This window comes from Nostoc cf. commune SO-36 (assembly GCF_023734775.1).
In the GTDB taxonomy this organism is placed as follows: domain Bacteria; phylum Cyanobacteriota; class Cyanobacteriia; order Cyanobacteriales; family Nostocaceae; genus Nostoc; species Nostoc commune_A.
In genome coordinates this window covers 1,756,341-1,774,275 of the sequence record NZ_AP025732.1, presented here as the reverse complement: position 1 = coordinate 1,774,275, position 17,935 = coordinate 1,756,341, and the positions used below count along the sequence as shown (strand labels likewise).

The 17,935-nt window shown below is 40.5% G+C and carries 17 protein-coding genes; 9 read left to right on the top strand and 8 right to left on the bottom strand.

The genetic code is table 11. The annotated features are described in order from the left end of the window. Positions 1 to 845 precede the first annotated feature (845 nt). The 3 genes from ANSO36C_RS07790 (at position 846) to ANSO36C_RS07780 (ending at position 2,264) form a co-directional block, all read left to right on the top strand. Positions 846 to 1,055: a hypothetical protein gene (locus tag ANSO36C_RS07790; RefSeq protein WP_251959063.1), complete on the top strand. Its 210-nt coding sequence runs from the start codon at positions 846 to 848 to the stop codon at positions 1,053 to 1,055. A 225-nt stretch (positions 1,056 to 1,280) separates the two neighbouring features. Then, entirely contained in the window at positions 1,281 to 1,751 is a 471-nt protein-coding gene (locus tag ANSO36C_RS07785; protein ID WP_251960276.1) for a HetP family heterocyst commitment protein, read from the top strand. Between the two features lie 327 nt (positions 1,752 to 2,078). Beyond that, the gene (locus ANSO36C_RS07780) at positions 2,079 to 2,264 is read left to right on the top strand and encodes a hypothetical protein (protein ID WP_251959062.1); all 186 of its coding nucleotides are present in this window, start codon (positions 2,079 to 2,081) and stop codon (positions 2,262 to 2,264) included. 358 nt (positions 2,265 to 2,622) lie between these two features. Here the strand turns inward: ANSO36C_RS07780 and rpe are convergent, their stop codons facing one another. Continuing rightward, positions 2,623 to 3,330 carry a ribulose-phosphate 3-epimerase gene (rpe, locus tag ANSO36C_RS07775; RefSeq protein WP_251959061.1) on the bottom strand — a complete coding sequence of 236 codons (708 nt, stop codon included), beginning with the start codon at positions 3,328 to 3,330 and terminating at the stop codon, positions 2,623 to 2,625. Positions 3,331 to 3,482: 152 nt separating this feature from the next. Here rpe and ANSO36C_RS07770 point away from each other — a divergent pair, with 152 nt between their 5' ends. Beyond that, complete coding sequence (locus ANSO36C_RS07770; protein WP_251959060.1) at positions 3,483 to 5,078, top strand: S8 family serine peptidase; 1,596 nt, start codon at positions 3,483 to 3,485, stop codon at positions 5,076 to 5,078. A gap of 442 nt (positions 5,079 to 5,520) precedes the next feature. Continuing rightward, positions 5,521 to 6,852: a serpin family protein gene (locus ANSO36C_RS07765; protein ID WP_251959059.1), complete on the top strand. Its 1,332-nt coding sequence runs from the start codon at positions 5,521 to 5,523 to the stop codon at positions 6,850 to 6,852. A gap of 21 nt (positions 6,853 to 6,873) precedes the next feature. Here the strand turns inward: ANSO36C_RS07765 and ANSO36C_RS07760 are convergent, their stop codons facing one another. After that, positions 6,874 to 8,040, bottom strand: coding sequence for an AI-2E family transporter (locus ANSO36C_RS07760; protein ID WP_251959058.1), 1,167 nt, complete (start codon positions 8,038 to 8,040; stop codon positions 6,874 to 6,876). A 223-nt stretch (positions 8,041 to 8,263) separates the two neighbouring features. On the opposite strand from ANSO36C_RS07760, the gene ANSO36C_RS07755 reads away from it, so the two are divergent. Together ANSO36C_RS07755 and ANSO36C_RS07750 are read left to right on the top strand one after the other, a co-directional pair. Then, a complete protein-coding gene (locus tag ANSO36C_RS07755; RefSeq protein WP_251959057.1) occupies positions 8,264 to 8,605 on the top strand; it encodes a hypothetical protein in 342 nt (113 codons plus the stop codon). A 285-nt stretch (positions 8,606 to 8,890) separates the two neighbouring features. Continuing rightward, positions 8,891 to 10,315: an LCP family protein gene (locus ANSO36C_RS07750; protein WP_251959056.1), complete on the top strand. Its 1,425-nt coding sequence runs from the start codon at positions 8,891 to 8,893 to the stop codon at positions 10,313 to 10,315. Here the strand turns inward: ANSO36C_RS07750 and ANSO36C_RS07745 are convergent. The 6 genes from ANSO36C_RS07745 to ANSO36C_RS07720 all read right to left on the bottom strand — a co-directional run bounded on the left by ANSO36C_RS07745 (position 10,287) and on the right by ANSO36C_RS07720 (position 16,818). After that, a complete protein-coding gene (locus ANSO36C_RS07745) occupies positions 10,287 to 11,381 on the bottom strand; it encodes an anthranilate phosphoribosyltransferase family protein (RefSeq protein WP_251959055.1) in 1,095 nt (364 codons plus the stop codon). The two genes, ANSO36C_RS07750 and ANSO36C_RS07745, sit on opposite strands and share 29 nt — an antisense overlap. 194 nt (positions 11,382 to 11,575) lie before the next feature. Further along, positions 11,576 to 12,220: an FHA domain-containing protein gene (locus ANSO36C_RS07740; protein WP_251959054.1), complete on the bottom strand. Its 645-nt coding sequence runs from the start codon at positions 12,218 to 12,220 to the stop codon at positions 11,576 to 11,578. Then, the gene (locus ANSO36C_RS07735; RefSeq protein WP_251959053.1) at positions 12,198 to 14,330 is read right to left on the bottom strand and encodes a substrate-binding domain-containing protein; all 2,133 of its coding nucleotides are present in this window, start codon (positions 14,328 to 14,330) and stop codon (positions 12,198 to 12,200) included. Before ANSO36C_RS07735 ends, ANSO36C_RS07740 begins: the two co-directional genes overlap by 23 nt. Positions 14,331 to 14,373: 43 nt before the next feature. Beyond that, positions 14,374 to 15,054 (bottom strand): response regulator transcription factor, encoded by a 681-nt coding sequence (locus ANSO36C_RS07730; protein ID WP_251959052.1) that lies wholly within the window; start codon positions 15,052 to 15,054, stop codon positions 14,374 to 14,376. Positions 15,055 to 15,075: 21 nt separating this feature from the next. Then, the gene (locus tag ANSO36C_RS07725) at positions 15,076 to 16,197 is read right to left on the bottom strand and encodes a sensor histidine kinase (protein WP_251959051.1); all 1,122 of its coding nucleotides are present in this window, start codon (positions 16,195 to 16,197) and stop codon (positions 15,076 to 15,078) included. A 381-nt stretch (positions 16,198 to 16,578) separates the two neighbouring features. After that, positions 16,579 to 16,818, bottom strand: a complete 240-nt coding sequence (locus tag ANSO36C_RS07720) for a hypothetical protein (RefSeq protein ID WP_251959050.1) — start codon at positions 16,816 to 16,818, stop codon at positions 16,579 to 16,581. Between the two features lie 262 nt (positions 16,819 to 17,080). On the opposite strand from ANSO36C_RS07720, the gene ANSO36C_RS07715 reads away from it, so the two are divergent. Together ANSO36C_RS07715 and ANSO36C_RS07710 are read left to right on the top strand one after the other, a co-directional pair. Beyond that, positions 17,081 to 17,359, top strand: coding sequence for a hypothetical protein (locus ANSO36C_RS07715; protein ID WP_251959049.1), 279 nt, complete (start codon positions 17,081 to 17,083; stop codon positions 17,357 to 17,359). Then, on the top strand, positions 17,328 to 17,921 hold the full coding sequence (locus ANSO36C_RS07710) for a Pvc16 family protein (protein WP_251959048.1): 594 nt from the start codon (positions 17,328 to 17,330) through the stop codon (positions 17,919 to 17,921). The genes ANSO36C_RS07715 and ANSO36C_RS07710 overlap by 32 nt, the downstream gene beginning before the upstream one ends. The last annotated feature ends 14 nt before the right edge of the window (positions 17,922 to 17,935 follow it).

Genomic DNA, 17,935 nt, shown 5'->3' with positions numbered 1-17,935 from the left:
TATCTATATATATATTGTCGCTAACCAATAATTTTATTCAAAACTTCGCTGTTTATGATTACTGGTTGATAATTATAAAATATTCATGCTCAAGTTACAGCAATATATTTAGAGACAATGAAGCTGTAGTTTTTGCCAATCAAGAACTACAAGGCTAACAAGTATTATTATCTCATTGAACCTATTCAAAAAATATGTTCAATCCTATAGCCGTGAACGTTTTTTATTGTTTGTGTTCTACTATTTGGAGAAGTTGTTTTACATTATAGTTAATGGTAATATTTTCTAGTGACTCGACAATAATAAAGCTTTTAAATTGGGATTGGGTGAGGGGTAAGACCCCTCAAGAATTAGCAAAGGGGGACAAAAGTAAAACTTGCACAATGCATAAGTAAGTATCGAAATACATTCAGTAAATTTAACCTATAAATCTGCTAGCTTAGTAGATGACATTAACGTCAAAAAATAGTATAAATACGAATGGTGTTGTTAACGCTCAAAGGTAAATAAATTTTCTCTACTAGCTTAAAAAAATTATGCAAATTTCCCGGAAAATGCCTAATTCAACAGTAGTAAGAAATACAAGCTTGTGAACAGAGAGAATTTATTTAATTAGGAGTTAAGAAAGTTTCAGAAGATAAAATTGCATCTACCAAGAGCCACACTAAGGCTTTTGTCTTATCATTCAGAGGACAAGACAAAAGATAAATTTTTACCTTTCACTTACTTACAAGCTATAAGCAAAGTTTCCTTCATTTATTGGAAGGAATCTGGATAATCAGGACTTAACAGCCAACAAACTTACTTGATTAAAAACTTGGTTGTTTTTAATTAAAGATCAGTTCATGGAAAAAATCATCAGGTCAAATGCAGTCGAAACCTCAAGCCAAGGGGACAGCTTAGGAATGAATCTATATAATTTGTATCCCTACTACGAGCTAGCTCTTGCCAAAACTAGTTTATTAGGGAAGTTATCAGCCAAAATCATTAAAACTCTGCCCAACAGCGCCAAGGTAAGGCTCAAACAGCAGAGAAGTTTCAGCCTGGTTCTTTAACGCTTAAAGCTGCGGGAGCCAATCAGAGTTTGGGAAAGTTATATACGCGGCTGTTGATAAATTTTTATCCTTCGTAAACATCCAACACCGCCTGATTGCTGATAATTTCCCAAAAGCGATTCAACAGCTGCAAAAAGGCTAATGCAGTCTGTACACCTCAATTGAAACACCAACAATCGCAGAAACTGGACTAGTTTACTTCATCCAAGATAACTAAACACTATGATGAACCAAGACATTGCTGGTATTAGTAGCAACTTAGATAACACAGTAAAGGCTCAACAATTTGACAAAGTAGTTGAAGCAATTCTTGCTGGAAAATATTCCTGGGCATGTGTTTTAATGCTGCGATTTGGTGGTTATAATCCTCTCCATTACATTCCATATCGCACCTACAATCGATTGCTGAAAGAAAACTCTCAAGCCAACAGAGCAAAACAACAGCAAAACGAAAATCTAAAAATGCTGAAACATACTAATGATTCCAGGTCTGATAGCAATGTATCATCAACCTGCTTAAGCAAAATTAAAGACCTCGCTTATCTGGAAGTAGTTGGAAAGCAAAAAACAGAAATTCGTAATGGTAGTTTAGACCATAAATTAGGGCAGCACATTAGCGAACATCAATCAATAAAATCGCCATTAAAACCAGAGAAAACTCAAGATATTTCCTTGAAATCCTGTGGATTCAATTAAAAAGTATTTTGAATCAATAAATTCTGTCCTAAAGTTGATTGACTGTCTGAAAGCCTGCTATGCTAGTTTAAAATTTCTAGCATGGCAGGTTTTCTATAGCGATCATTAATTTGATAATTTTTTACAAAAATCTGCCAAAATGGCAAATATATACTGACAGTATTGGTAAACTAATAACAACTACAACTTAAACAAAAATAGAGGTGATTAGCAAGCCAGTTAATTTTAAAAATAAAATCAATGATTAGTTCTGACTATGAAATAAATCAAACTGATTACAAAAGTAGTCAGTATTTCATGGAGTAAATAACTCCTACACCAAGACTAATGATTCAACTGTTGCTACTGGTGGTTCTATTTTTGAGAAAGTCTGAGCAAAGAGAATTTGGGGAGGTGGATTCCCCCAAGCCAAACTTTAGACAGCTTTCACCGACTGCAGACGGTGCGAGTAATGCTTATAAAACTTTCTATCTTGTAGTTGGTGTTGCTTTAGTTAATAAAGCAAACGCTTAACACCAATAACAGGAACGGAAATAGAAAAGTTACGGTTAAATCGTTGTTGTGGATGGTAGAACTAGTAGCTCATACGCTTCTTTTTCGACTATTGTAATCCTAGTCCTCCCAACCTGGATTATCTCTAGTTTCTAAAGTTTCAATCTATATATTAACTACTGGAAGTTCAAAACTTGAATAGCTTCCAGTTTTTTTATGTGTAAATAAAAATAAGGTAGGTAAATTACCCACCTTACTTTTTGTAAAGAATAGACATCTGGTGAAATTATATATGCGTTATCCATAACCCTTCTAGAGACATAGCACTGCTACGTCTCTACATTCTTTTTCACCAGATAAGAGTTAATCCAAAATTGAATTAAACCTTGGCTAGTTCTGGGCTAGGACGCTTGCTGTTGCGAATTGCTGTAATAGCCTCAGCATAATCCTTAGCGTTAAATACTGCTGAACCAGCTACAACTGCATTAGCTCCCGCTTCCAAAACTTGCCAGGTATTATTTGCTTTCAATCCCCCATCTACTTCAATCCAAGGGTCAAGACCGCGTTCATCACACATTTGACGCAACTTGCGGATTTTGGGTAATACACCAGGGATAAAGCTTTGACCACCAAAACCAGGGTTGACGCTCATAATCAGTACTAAATCGCACAAATCTAGAACGTATTCAATTAGCTCTAGAGGGCTACCAGGATTAAGTACAACTCCAGCTTTCTTACCAAGCTCTTTAATTTGTCCCAAGGTGCGGTGCAGATGTGGGGAGGCATTATGTTCGCAGTGTACGGAGATAATATCTGCACCAGCCTTAGCAAATCCCTCTACATACTTTTCTGGCTCCACAATCATCAAGTGGACATCCAGTGGTTTAGTCGTAACCGGACGAATCGCCTCCACAATCAGAGGGCCTATTGTAATATTAGGTACAAAACGACCGTCCATTACATCAACATGAATCCAATCTGCTCCAGCTGCGTCTACGGCGCGGATTTCGTCACCCAGACGACTAAAATCGGCTGATAGGATAGATGGAGAAATTACAATGGGCTTTTGAGATAGGTTTTGGGTCATGGCTAGTGGGTTTTTAAGCGTCCTCGTCTGTACGCATTGTAACAAAGCATTGAGCAAGACTCATAATTTTGGATTTTAGATTTTAGATTTTTCCTTCAATCCCAAATCCAAAATTCAAAATCTAAAATTGAATGACCAATGACAAATTACAAATGACTAAAAAACTAACCTGGATAATTTGGGGATTGAGTGCTTCTTGCCTGAGTGCGCCGGTAATTGCTTTAGTTTTAGAATCTGCGCTAGGAACTAACGGTATTGATGCTTTGAAGGTACACCAAGCTCCTTATAATTTAATCGGCCGTAAGATTGCTATTGGTCAGGTGGAAATTGGCCGACCGGGAATGTTTGGGTGGGATAAGGCGGTCTCTAAAAACCGTGCCATATCTTTAGCGGCGGTGTTCTTACGCAATGTTCCAGCTAAGTCTAATAGCGGTGTTGACCCCCATGCTTACAATGTCGCTGGTGTCATGGTGAGCCAAGACAAGGCTTTGCCGGGAGTTGCTCCGGGAGCGCGATTGTATTCGTCGGCGGTGGGTTCGACTAAAAACATGGGTCAGCCGGAAGAATGCTTATCAGCACAGCACATAGCGTTACAAAATGGTGGTGATGTCCGTGCCATTAACTTTAGCTTTGGTGAACCTTTAAGCCGCGATCCTCGACCAAAGGCTACTTTAGACGGCAATGCTTTACTAACTTTATGTGTTGACTGGTCTAGTCGCGTTCATGATATTTTGTATGCGATCGCAGGCAACCAGGGTAAGGGCGGTATTCCCATTCCTACAGATAATTTTAACGGAATAAACGTGGCTTTTTCATCCCGCCGAGGGGGAGTTTTTAACAAAGTAGACGTGGCTAATCTGGCCGGCGCTAACCAAGGAGTGAGTGGAAGACTAGCTGGAAGGGAATTTAATCTTGATGGGCGACGTGCTATTAGTTTAGTTGCTCCTGGCAATAATATTCCTTTGCTCAATCCTGATGGCAAATTGAATAAGGTTACAGGTACAAGTTTTGCAGCGCCTCAAGTTACTGCTACTGTTGCTCTGTTACAAGAATTTGCTGATAGACAGATGCGGACAAAACAACCTCACTGGAGCATCAATGCTCGGCGTCATCAAGTGATGAAAGCTGTGTTGCTGAATTCAGCAGACAAAATTTTAGATAGCGGCGATGGCTTGCGGTTGGGAATGACCCGAACACTAATTGATAAACAAAATCAAAACTGGCTAGATTCTGATGCTTACAAAGATCCAAAGATTCCTTTGGATGCTCAAATGGGAGCGGGTCATTTAAATGTATCTCGTGCTTATCAGCAATTTAGTGCTGGTCAATGGCAGGCATCAGCTACGGTGCCAGCTATTGGTTGGGATTATCGCACAATCGATGTTGGAGCATTTGTTGACTATATATTAGCAAAACCTTTAAAGCAGGGAAGTTTTGTTGCTGTCACCCTGAATTGGGATCGATTAGTGGAACTCAACGATAGAAATAAAAACCAGCAGTATGATGTGGGCGAAAATTTCCGCGATCGCGGTTTAAATAATCTCGACCTATACTTAGTAAAAGCTGATGCTCAAAATTCCGATTCTGGTGCTATTTGCTCCTCAATTAGCCAAATCGATAGTGTAGAACACATTTTCTGCCCCGTTCCTGCTGCTGGCAATTACAAAATCCGTGTCCAGTTTCGTCAAAAGCTTAATGAAGCGACTCAACCCTATAGTTTAGCTTGGTGGAGTGTACCTATCAATTGAAATAGGGCAGCACAGCCGTACATCTGAGAAATGTTATGGCACTTCTCTCTTTCCTAAAAGGAAAGAGGGCAGAGTCTATTGCATACAAACGAGCGTAGGCGTAGCCCGTCGTAAACATCGCTACATTTTATCTATCAAAATCCAACAGAAGTGGTTATTTTATGATTACGTAGCTTACAATACGTTTATTGATAAATAGGTTGATAAATAGGAAAATTCCTAAAAATCAAAATTTTTCATAATTCGTCTGCATAGCCGCCTCAATTAGGAATTAGCAACTCTCAGAAGTTGTATTGAATTCCTCTAAGCGAATAACTGGCTGTTACAGTTTCTGTAACAGTCCCATTCTTCTATTGGAGCAAATGCAATAGTTAATTATTGACACAGTTTCTGCGTCAACCATGAGCACAGATCGGGAATCTTTGGCAAGTGAGGTAGCAGAATGAATCGGCAAAAATTTAGTGATGCGAAAGAAAATTTCCTGCAAAGACGTTATGGCGTAAGTCTAGGCAGACGTTATGCTCTGGCGGCTGCAAGTGTTGTTCTATTCAGTGTATTAGGGTGTTCTCAACTCGATAGTAGCAAAAATGCCCTTGCACAATCTAGTTTACCTCAGCCTGAAAATCCATTGCAAAAAAAAACAGTCAACACTGATACAAAAATAGTTGAGTCTAGCAATAAGTTTGGCTTCAAACTGTTTTCAGAACTTCTGAAAAATGATCGGGGTGAGAATAATCTTTTTATCTCACCTTCGAGTGTTGCGATCGCCCTTGCTATGACCTACAACGGCGCTAGCGGCTCGACTCAACAAGCAATGGCAAAAACCCTAGAATTACAGGGGATGAATCTACCAGAAATTAACTCTTCTTACGCGGCGGCATTAAAGCAGCTTTTAGACAATTCTGATGCGAAAGTGCAACTAAAAATTGCTAACTCACTTTGGGCAAATCAAGATGTGAGATTTGCGGCAGACTTCCTCAATAGAACCCAGGATTTCTATCAAGCTAAGGTGAGCAATTTAAACTTTAAAGATGCCGCCGCATCTAGTATTATCAATAACTGGGTAAAAGAAAATACTAATGGCAAAATTAATCAAATAGTTGAAAAGATTGAACCCGATCAGGTGTTATTTTTAATCAATGCTATATATTTTAAAGGTAATTGGACTAACGAATTTGACAAAAATCAAACTGTTCAATACCCTTTTTACATCACATCTGGCAGACGAAAACAACACCCAATGATGTCACAGAAAGGTGACTACAGATACTATGAAAGTGAACAATTTCAGGCAGTTAGTTTACCTTATGGTAAAGATGGTAAACTCAGTTTTTATATCTTCCTGCCCAAACAAAACTCTAACCTCAAAGGCTTTTATCAAAACTTGAATGCTGAGAACTGGGAAAAATGGATGGCTCAGTTCAACAAACAAAAAGGGTTTATTCGCCTACCCCGCTTCAAAACAGATTACGAAGTTACACTCAATGATGCCTTGAAAACTTTAGGCATGGGAGAGGCTTTCAGCAACAAAGCTAATTTTTCTGGCATGGGTAAGAATTTTGCCATTAGCCAAGTCAAACATAAAACTTTTGTGGAAGTGAACGAAGAAGGAACGGAAGCAGCTGCGGCTACTTCAGTGGGAATAGTAGCAACATCTTTGAGAGATGAACCAGAACCATTCCGAATGATTGTTGATCGTCCCTTCTTCTGTGCCATCAGGGATAATCAGACGGGAAAAATTTTGTTTATGGGTTCAATCATTGAGCCACAATGAGCAAGCTTCTGCCTGCTGCCATTAGGGTAATGTCGCTTCAGAAATGCTCAAAGTCTTGTTAGCTTCAGCTTTCGAGGACTGGTTTGCTGCAACAGGTGTAGTTATCTCCCCAGTGGTGCTGTCGTTTGTCTCACTGCCAGGACGCAAGGCGCTTAAAGCAGTTTTAATCACAACAGCGGTGGGTACTGCCACAATTACACCCAATAGTCCGCCAATTCTTGCCCCTGTTAAGACCGAAATTAAAATCCAAACTGGATTTAAACCTGTAAAGCTGCCTAAAATTCTGGGGGCAATTAAGTTTTCGAGAATTTGCTGTATAATTACTGCTGCGATCAACACTCTCACACCCATTGAGAAATCTTGCAATGCTACCAATAATGTAGTCATGGCGATGCCTACAGAACCACCAAAGGGGACGAGAGCCATCAGTCCAATAGTTAAGCCAAATAGTAGCCCAAATGGTACTTTCAGCCACAAAAAGGTAGGAATGAGGGCTGAGGCCATGCAGGTGGATAAAATCAACTGGGTGATGAAGAAATTTTGAAAGCTGAGGCGGACTGTTTTGGAGAAAGGATCGCGAAATTTATTAGGTAGCCATTCCACTAAACTTTCCCAGAGTTCGCCCCCATGCTGTAAAAGATAGAAAGTCAAAACCATTGTCAAGAGAATATCTAGCAGACTAGTGACTGTGAGTACAGCTAGATTTAAAACTTGTCCTGCGATCGCTTGTAATTGTCCCTTGACGCGATCGTTGATTTGCACTACCAGAGCATCGAGGTTAATCGGTAAACCATAAGTCTCAGCTTTTTCATTTAATATCATCAACTGAGAGCGTCCAGAGTCGATCAACTCCGGCAGGCGAGCCACCAATTGTTGAGCTTGGGTAAGAGCCAGGGGGAAAAGTGTCACACCCAACGCCAATAAAATCGATAAAGCCAAGAGAAATACTAAAATAGCGACTTGCTCTCGCCTAGCACCATGATGTTCCATCCAGCTCACGGGGTAGTTGAGCAGAAATGCTAGCACTGAGGCTCCGACTAAAATGACTATGAGAGAATGGAAATAATCAAAAAATACCGAAATTGCCCAACCATTGAGAACTAGTAGCGGAACGAATAGCGCGATCGCCCCGATTCGCGCTATTGGAGTGAATGTTTGCCACCAGTCGAGTAGCTTGCGTGTCTGCATTTTGAGCTGATTGCGGAATAGAACTAAGTTAAATCTTTCTTTACAGTTTATTATCTCTAACTATATGAGTCTTATTCATCCTTCTAGTTTAGGAGTTAGACTAACCCCAATGAATAATTTTGAATCGAAAGAGAGTGGAAAGCCGGGAGCAAGTGAGAATAGTAGTTTTCCCCCCTGCCCCCCGCACCCCGCCCCCCCGCCTCTTTTCAATGCCCAATCTCCAATGCCCAAAACACAGTTACTTTTACATTTAGTTCCGATTATCGGCTTTTTTCCGTCCTTGTGGACTCTCTATCGGGGGCAGGGTAGTCGGGAACAACTTGCTATTAGTCGTTTGTCTATTACTTTGGCACTTACTTGGCTGTTGGGTTATCTATTATTAACCACGGGAGCAGCAACTTCAGATTTTTTTCCGCTACGTCTATTTATCCTGAATAGTTTTCTCACGTCGGGTTACTTTTTAGTAAGTGCCTGGTTGATTTTGCGCCTGATGCAGGGCAAATCTGGTCGTTTGCCAGGGTTTAGTAATTTAGCAGAACGAGTACTTGGCAAGTATTTATCTTAATTTTTTAAAGTGACAAATTGCCAGTGTTTTTACTGATTTTCTCAAAAATTACAGTTAATTTATCCATATATCTAGTCAAATCCAGTTATTATTGCCATACTTCAGTAAAACATCTCTAGGTTGGCCCAAAAGAAGGATAAATGCTGCTATAAGTGTTGTGGTTGACACTAAATTAAAAAAGTTAGCACTGATAATTAAGAATTAGCTATTATGGGTTGATTTGTTTGGATGTTTTTAGTCTACAAATTTACCGAATTTGATTAGTGAGTAAGTGTGAGGAAGTCTGTGACCATTCAAAGAAGTTCGGCGGAAGAAAACCAGTCGGGAAAAGCCTCAAAGTCCAATAGAAGAATTCCTCAGAACTCGAAATCAGGACGTTGGCTATGGTTTTGGGTGGGGATGAGTGGTATTGCGATGGTGTCAGCAACTGCGGGGGCGCTTTTGGCAGTATCTTTGACCAGCACGCCTTTGCAACAAGCCCAGCTAAGTCCAAAGGATGAGGCAGTTTTTGATAGCGATCGCATTTCTGGAGGTGTACTGCGATTTTCAGAATTAACCCGCCCGGTAAATCTCTTGGTGATGGGGATGAGCGTACTTCCGCCAGATATCCAAAACCCTCCAGAAGAAACCAAAAATCTCAAATACCTGCCCCAAGTAAACTCCTTTGATGGTCTTTCCGATGTCATGCTCTTGGTCAAATTTGATCCAGAGACGAAAAAAATAAATATGCTCTCCATTCCCAGAGATACCCGCACAGAAATAGAGGGGTATGGAGTGAAAAAAATTAATGCTGCCAATCTTGAAGGTGGGCCAGCTTTAACTGCAAAAACCGTCAGTAATCTCTTAGGTGGGGCAGGAATTGATCGCTATATCCGAATTAACGTTTTGGGAGTTGGCAAGCTGATTGATGCTTTGGGTGGCGTAACAGTATATGTTCCCAAAGATATGAAATACCAAGATGATTCTCAGCATTTGTACATCAATTTGAAAGCAGGTAAACAGCATCTTAACGGCGATCAAACACTACAATTGTTGCGTTTTCGCCATGACGAACTCGGTGATATTGGTCGGATTCAGCGACAGCAAATGGTCATGCGTGCTTTGATGGATCAAACACTCAACCCAGCTACTGTTGCTCAATTACCGAAAGTTCTGGATGTAGTCAAAGACCACATTGATACTAACTTGACTGTTGAAGAGTTAGTGGCGCTGATGGGTTTTGGGGTGCGGACAAATCGCTCTAATATGCAAATGTTAATGCTGCCTGGTCGCTTTAGCGAGAAAGGCGAGTTTGGTGCTAGCTATTGGTTGCCCAGCAAAAATGGTATTGCCAAACTGATGGCTCAACACTTTGGTTTGGAGTCAGAAGAGGAACAACTGGCAACTACAACTGATCCAAGCTCTTTACGTGTAGCAATTCAAGATAGTACAGGTGGCGATCGCTCTAATTTGCGACCGTTAATTAGAGCTTTGGAAAAATCTGGTTATCGGAACATTTATGTGGCCAAGGCATGGGGTGAACCTCTAGATGTAACTCACATTGTCGCCCAACAAGGAGATGGTGACAGTGCCGAATCCATTCGCAATACTTTAGGATTTGGTGAAGTGCGCGTGGAAAGCACTGGCAACCTTGGCTCAGATATCAGTATCCAAGTGGGTCAGGATTGGTTGCAACAAAAATCTATTTTGGAGAATTCGTTGACACCCTAAAGGGTACATCTCCTAATACTAAATTTACTAATTGGATCAGTTCTTGGAGTTTAGCTGCTACCATCCCAGTGGTTAATAATTCTTCTGCTTTAGCTAAACCCTCTGGCATATCTGAACAAATACCACTCCGCCATAGGTAAAATCCACCATTCCACAAGGCTGTTTGCATCAATTCACCTGGTTTACCTGCCAAAACCTCTTGAATCTCCGCCACCAGTTCTTCAGTAGTTCCCAGGGGTACGTTTTTGGTAGTAAAGCCGTAATCACGCGGTACGAGGTGTAATCGTTCTACCTCTTGGGATGTTACGGATGTAGATAAGCTGATGATTGCAGTGCGATCGCGCGGTAAGTCGCAACTACCTTCTAATCCTTTCACTAATGTAAATTTTGTCACTCCTCGCAGACCCAGAGCTATCTGAAACATCCCTTCTGTTGGCGGATGGACAAACCCAGCAATTACATGAGCATCCCCAGCATAAGGACACCAAATTAGCTCCATTGTCGCTAAGGGCGGACGTTTGCCAAGTTGGTCGCGGTATTCCCAAATACTAGTAGTTAAGGGGAAATGCTGAGGTAGATAAATAAAGCCGATTCCTGTTTGCTCAAATATCTGCTGGGTTTTTGCTAGTGGTAGCGTAGTCCAATCGACCCCTAAACCCTGCCAAATATCTATCAGGGGTAAGCCGTATTTAGTTGGTAGGCGATCGCCACCGTGCATGATTATTGGCTGTCCAACTGCGGCGAGTAGTAAAGCTGTTACCGGACTAATTGGTGCTGTGCGTGTTCTACCATCATAAGGGATGCCAAGAGCGATCGCTGGCCGCCCGGAGGCTATTGGTTGCAGTTTTGGCCCCAGTTCATCATAAGCATCTAACATTCCCGCTAACTCTTCCCCCGTGGGACGCTTGATGCGATGAGCAATCAAAAACGCTCCGATTTGGGCTGGTGTCGCTTCACCCAGCAGCATCATTTTAGTTGCGGTGGCTGCTTGGGTGCGAGTTAAATTCTCGGCTGTGTGGTTTCCACTGCCTACTTTTTGCAGGAATTCCCGAAATACATTGCTCATTTGTCCTTTGTGTATAACTAAGGATTTTAGAATTTAAACGCAAAGGTGAGGCAGCGCGTTGCGGGGGTTCCCACGGCAGTCGCTCATGGGGGAAACCCCCAAGACCACGCTGCCTCCCCGTTGTAGCGACTGCCGTCGCGCTGAGGGAAGCGCAGAAGTACGCAGAGAATAGTCACGAGCAAACTAGGTTTTTACTACACTATATATACAGTGAAGTTGACTAGGTTATCTTGACCAAATTTGACTGAATCGCCATTAAGCAAGCGATATTGCATACCAGGAGTTAGAGAGTTGTTGTTTAAATAAATACCATTTGTACTCATATCAACAATCATGTATGCATTTTGCGACCAGTCCCAATCGACTCGCGCATGACGACGAGAGACTATTCCCTCACTGGGAATGCCAGTTAAGTCAATTTCTGGCGGCGCTATTCCTGGACTCTGACTGCGACGGCCAATATAACCTCCTTCCCCAACGAGGTTAAATTCTCTTCCCGTGCTATGAATCAGCTTTAAGACTGGCGCTCTTTGAGGCGGGGGGGTATAAACAGGCGGTGTTGGTGGATAAGAAACCCGTGGCTGATAGACTGTTGAATAATCAACGGGAGCTTGTTGGGGAACTTGGTAGTTAGGTTGTTCTGTTGCTGGCCGTTGATACTGAACAGGTGGTGGTTGACTAGGTTGTTGTTGAATAGGTGGTGGTTGACTAGGCGGTTGTGGTGTAGGAGAAACTACATTACCTATAGGAGTTGAACACCAGGGACAAACCTTAGCATTGTTAGGCAGGGCGCGGTTAAAATATTCGCAACTGGGATTAGGGCACCGATTTGCAGGCATAAGAATTTATATCATCAGGCATAGGTTGTAAAGCGACAAGACCTACTTTACTAAGTAAACACTGACCCTGACGAGTGGTTAGCATCTGGGCAAATGTAGAACCACCAGGCAGGCGGTTGCTGTCTTTAGGGTACACTACAAAAATAGGGTATCCCAAGGGGTAGCTTTGGAAAGTTGTGACATCAACATAATAATCATCATGCTGACATAAATCATCTGAAGGATTTATTGAGCGGCGATCGCGCCTTTGAAATAAAGGTTGAATCGCTGACCTTTTATCATCTGCGATCGCTAGAGGATACCCAGTACACTGATTCGAAGTTTTACTGATAATCCCAAAACTAATAATACCAGTGGTTCGCCCTTGTAGAGTCTCGCTGCGTATTAGGTTTTGGGTTTTTGTTGTATCAAGTTTAGTAACCTTTGCAGTAAATAAAGCTTCGTCCTGGGGAGCATTTTTGAGGACTATTTCTTGAAATTTACTGATTGCTTCTGGTTCAGTAGGGGCAAAAGGTTTGACGGGTAGATTTGGAAGTTTCGGATTAATCTGCTGCCAATTAGTAATTTTACCTGTGTAAATTTGACGCAATTGTTCAAGATTGATTTGCCCCCCAAGAGCATTAGCAAGATTTGAGTCTCTTTTATTAAATGCTACAAAAACAAGTAAACCATCATAAGCAACTGTTTTTTTAGCAAGTTTATCTGTGATGTTGTTTACCAAACTAGTAATTGCAAAATCCTTTTTGCTTGTTTGGACTTCTTCAATACTTTTAATCGGATTATTTAGATTTGATGACAAAACCGATTCATAGTTAAATGTTGCTGTTGCATCTGGCTTTGGTGTGGTCAATAAATCTCTTAAACGACTGTTATCGACTGGTTGCGTTAAAACATAACTCCATGTACTATCTCTTTCTCCTGTGTAAGTAAATCGTCCAGAAGGAACGTTGGTAACTTCTGAGAAATTCCGCACAAGTCTAGACCATTGTATATATTGATTAGCACTATCTGTTTTCTTGCCCAAAAGCCAATACAATATTCCGCCGCTAAGTAGTAATAAAGCTAGAATGCCTAGTAGAATTAAGGGCATTGGCAAAGGCTTTTTTATTTTTTGAGAACCTGGCGATCGCACTGAACTTTTGCCACTATCTTCTTTGGGAAGTTCCAGTAATGCTTTACGTGCGGCTTCCGCATTCTCGAAAGGACTTTCCAGCCCAATTAGTCGATAAATAAATTGCTTTAAATGGCTATCAGTATCCGGCCATTGTTGATTATTTCTAGGATCGAGAGGCTGATTGGATAGAAAATTAGTTGTTTGCCCTACCCATAAAGAAAAGGCTAGCAATCCTAACGATTCTAAATCTTGTTCAGGTCTGGCGGGTGCGGGTTGAGTAATAATGGGTGGAATAAATAAATTTTCCCAGATAGCTAAATCACTAAAGTATATAGAGAACTTTTGATTTTTTTCTAATTTAATTAAAGTACTATCTAAACTTATATTGCCATGAGTGATACCCATCTGTATTTGATTGGAGGGAAAACGCAGCTTTTGAGTGTGGAGAAACTGGAGAGTTTGTAAACCTTGATTTAGTACCTCACGCACATCAGAAGATGTCATTGCTCCCTTTTCTATCACATATTTAGCTAAAGTTTGGGATGACTCTATATCTTGAGTAATTAGATAACAGCGCTCTCCTTTTTCATCAGCGATCGCTTCTTTAGTTTCCACCAGACGGAAGTTTTGAATTCGACTATCGGCTAAACTTACTCCACCCACCCGTTTGAAAGTTTCTTTCCGCTTTTGAGTTTCGCTTTCATTAAAACAACGATTGGGTAATAGATATTCTTTAATGATTACAGGCTGTTTGTCCTTAAGTTTAACACCTGAGTATAAGCGGCCTAAACCCCGCACACCGATAAAACTAGCTATTTGATAAGTCCCTTGATTTCCTTTAATCTCAGCCTCCTGTGGTAAAGTTGCTGGAAAACCACATTCCAAGCAAAACTTAGCGCCCTTAATTTGCTGCGCCGTTTGGAAGGGGCGATCGCAATTTAAGGGAGAATTGTACGAGCAGGGGTATTGTTGATAAAAAGATTCAAATGAGGACATATACAAAGAGTTTCGTGAATTGCACCAATTACTTCTGTCGTGTTCAAGTGTGAACCAATCCTAACTTAAGAGCAGCCACAATCGCTTGAGTCCGGCTAGTAACCTTCAATTTTTCAAAAATACTTGTGAGATGCGCCTTAACAGTAGCGACTGTCACATATAAATGTTTAGCTATTTTTTCATTAGAAGCACCTTGAGTTAACCAATATAAAACTTCTTGCTCTCTTTCGGTCAAATGCACTTCATGACATGCTTTTACACAAGAATCTGAATAAGCCTGAAAAAACCGAAAAAATCGACTAGCAACTTCTGAAGGTAGATAAATTTCCGACCTAGTTACAGTGTCAATAGCTTCACACAATTGTGTTGCTAAACGATTTTTAAACACATAACCTGCGGCTCCCGCCTGCATCGCTCTAAAAATCCAGTCATCTTCTTGATGAGCCGACAATACTAAAACTTTCCCAGTGTAAGCAGTCTCCTTAAGACGTGCCAAAACTGTAATTCCATCACATCCTTTCAATTGCATATCCAGCAAAATTAAATCTGGACACTTCTGGCTTGTAAACTTTAAAACTTGCTCTACAGAATCCGCATCACCTATCACTTCTACAGGTAACGCAGAATTAATACTATAAAAATTCAAGAGAGTACGTAACCCTTGACGAAAACGTTCTTCGTCATCTACAAGCAAAACCGAAAGTTTCTTATTATCATTAATCATGTTTTTATGATGAATTACGAATTAATTCACGCTCCTTGAACGAGGCAAAATCATCGAAAATTGTGCCCCACTTTCTGATAAAACTTGTGCCCAGATACTTCCTTGGTGATCTAAAACAATTTTTTTAGCAATAGTTAAACCCAGCCCTGTACCTCCTTTCCGTCGGGAATAAAATGGGGTAAATATTTTTTGTAAGTCTTCTTGAGACAATCCTGGCCCTTGATCGGAGATTTTAATTAAAACTTCATCTTGGAAAATTTGCCAGCTACAGGTAATAGTTCCTGAATTAGGACTGAAATGAGCGGCATTACTGAGGATATTATCAAATACTTGTTTCATTTGTAATTTGTCTATCTTCAGTATTGTCGATGTATCGGGAATCAATATTTTAAGTTTTTTCTGATTAATTAGAGGTTGCAAATTTGTGAGACTTTCAACCACTAAACTTCTTAAATCTTGAAGTGTTACCCTTAATTTTGCACTTTGACCGCAATCAATTAGTTCATTTAAATTAGTATCCAAATCTTGTATACTTTCGCCGATAATTGTTGCTTGCTCTTGCCAAGGGCTATCCTCTAAACCTAAGCATAAATTATGTGCATACAATCCTATGAGTCCTAGAGAGTTACGTAATTGATGACCGACTCGATGCAAGATATCTTCTAGGAGTTTAATTTCAGTTTTTTGTCTGCCATAGTCCCAGGAAATATCTACATACTTACTCAGCAGCATAGCAGAGCGTTTTACATATAGTTGTAAACTCGACGAGAGACGTTCATGAGTAATGATTTGAATATATTCAGTTTTTTGATTTCTATAGGATATGGGGCAAATGTAACAAATAGATGAAAAGTCTTTAAGCTTAAATTCCTGTAAAGTCAAAACAGGTGGAAAATCCGTAAGCCATGCTTCCGAGCGCAAATAAGCTAAAGTTTTTGGGGAAAAAGGAACTTGGTCTTCACCATAATTTATCACCTCTTGATTAGCTCTCAATAATGAATCATGATAGACAATTCGAGCGAAAAAAATTGGATACTTACTAGTTAACTGCTCAGACTCAAGCTGACAAAAGCTTTGGACGTCTAAGGAACTCAAATAATTAGAGCCATTGTCTAGTTTTTGGACAGAAAAGCCTAGTGTCATAGCTTCACTCGCTTTTTGCAACCAAATGTTTTTACTCTTCTGCTGACCAGTATAAAATTATGCAATTTCAGGAATGTTTATTTTTTTGTTAAGTTCTCTTTTGAGATAATTCATACAAATAATTATTAAGGTTTGTATTGACACGTGTATCAAGCTAACTTTGCTGTGTAAAGAAGTTTGTAGTCAGGACTTTTGTCCTGATGTTTAAGCACTGAAATGCTGACTACGTACCCAAGCTTTCGTTAGCTTAATGGACTACTTGGGTCGGCTTTTCAGCCATTAGTCTCAAGTTAAGATGAAATCACTGGGGTCAACTAGTATAGCTAGGGACTGGGGACTGGATGAAAAGTCTTTTTGTGTTTAGGTTTTGTCCTCCTCAAATTAAAATTGAACAAAAATAATAATCGGCTGCCCGAATTCAATAAACGGCTGCCCGAATTCAATAAACGGCTGCCCGAATTCAATAAACGACTGCCCGAATTCAATAAACGACTGCCCGAATTCAATAAACGACTGCCCGAATTCAATAAACGACTGCCCGAATTCAATAAACGACTGCCCGAATTCAATAAACGACTGCCCGAATTCAATGAACAACTGCCCGAATTTAATAAACGACACCCCGAATTCGATGAATATACCTTTGACATTTGGGCTTCTGCCTTAACTTGACACCAATGCTTTTCAACCCACCCCACAAGAAAAAAATGTAGTGCGTCCAATTAAGAACTGCTCTAGATTAATCTACAAACTGAAGTTGCTACTTTACGGATTCTTGACCCAATACCCCATTTAAAAAATATCGACAAAAGTCTAATTAACTTTAGAAGCCCGATACATATACTGTATAGGCATCTGGATTAGCTACCAGCAGAACACCTTCATGCTTATCTTCGTTCTTCAAACTTTAGCCGAAATTCTCGCTGGAGGAACCTCACTTACCAGTACAGAGCAAATTGACTTTAGCCATCCTGGTAATCGAAGGGAAGAGGGAGCAGGCCCGACTCTCAATTTATACATTTTTGATATACGTGAGAGTAAGCAGGTACAACATTCTGGTAGGCAAGTAGAACGCAAGCTAACACGCGCTCTACAACCTGCCACTGTAAATTGGGCCCCGGCTTGGTTTGATGTTTTCGCTACTCTTAACAGCTTGGGATAGAACAGCTTTAGGTGAGCATCACTTTATTAGTGAGGCGTTGACTGTGCTGTTGCGCCATCGCACCTTGGAAGAGGAGTTTTTGGTTCCTGAATTACGAGGCTATGGTAATTTGAACATGACAGTTGCCCTAGAGCCACCAATTGAGATTGGCTCTTTATGGAGCGCTCTCAATGTGCCGTTGCGTTCAGCCTTGTATTTGACAGTTACAATACCCTTCGAGCCACAACCTACCCCAGTGCCTTTGGTTTGGGAGCGAATTTTCAATTTGCGAAATCAATTGTCTCGCGATAGTGACAGTTTAGTATTAACCAGACGAGTTGCGATCGCGGGTATTGTCAAAAGTGCGGTGACAAATCTGCCGTTGGTAGCGACAGAAGTTGCTGTGATGGGAACTGAAAAGTCCATATTAACTACTAAAGAAGGGCTGTTCTTTTTTGAAGACCTTCATTTAGGTAATTATGTTTTGACTCTGAATCATCCTGGCTATTTACCCCAAAACGTCAATGCATTGGTAGATAACCAAAGTAATACTTTCAAAGAAATATTTCTAACTCCTGAATAATTAGATTTTTACTG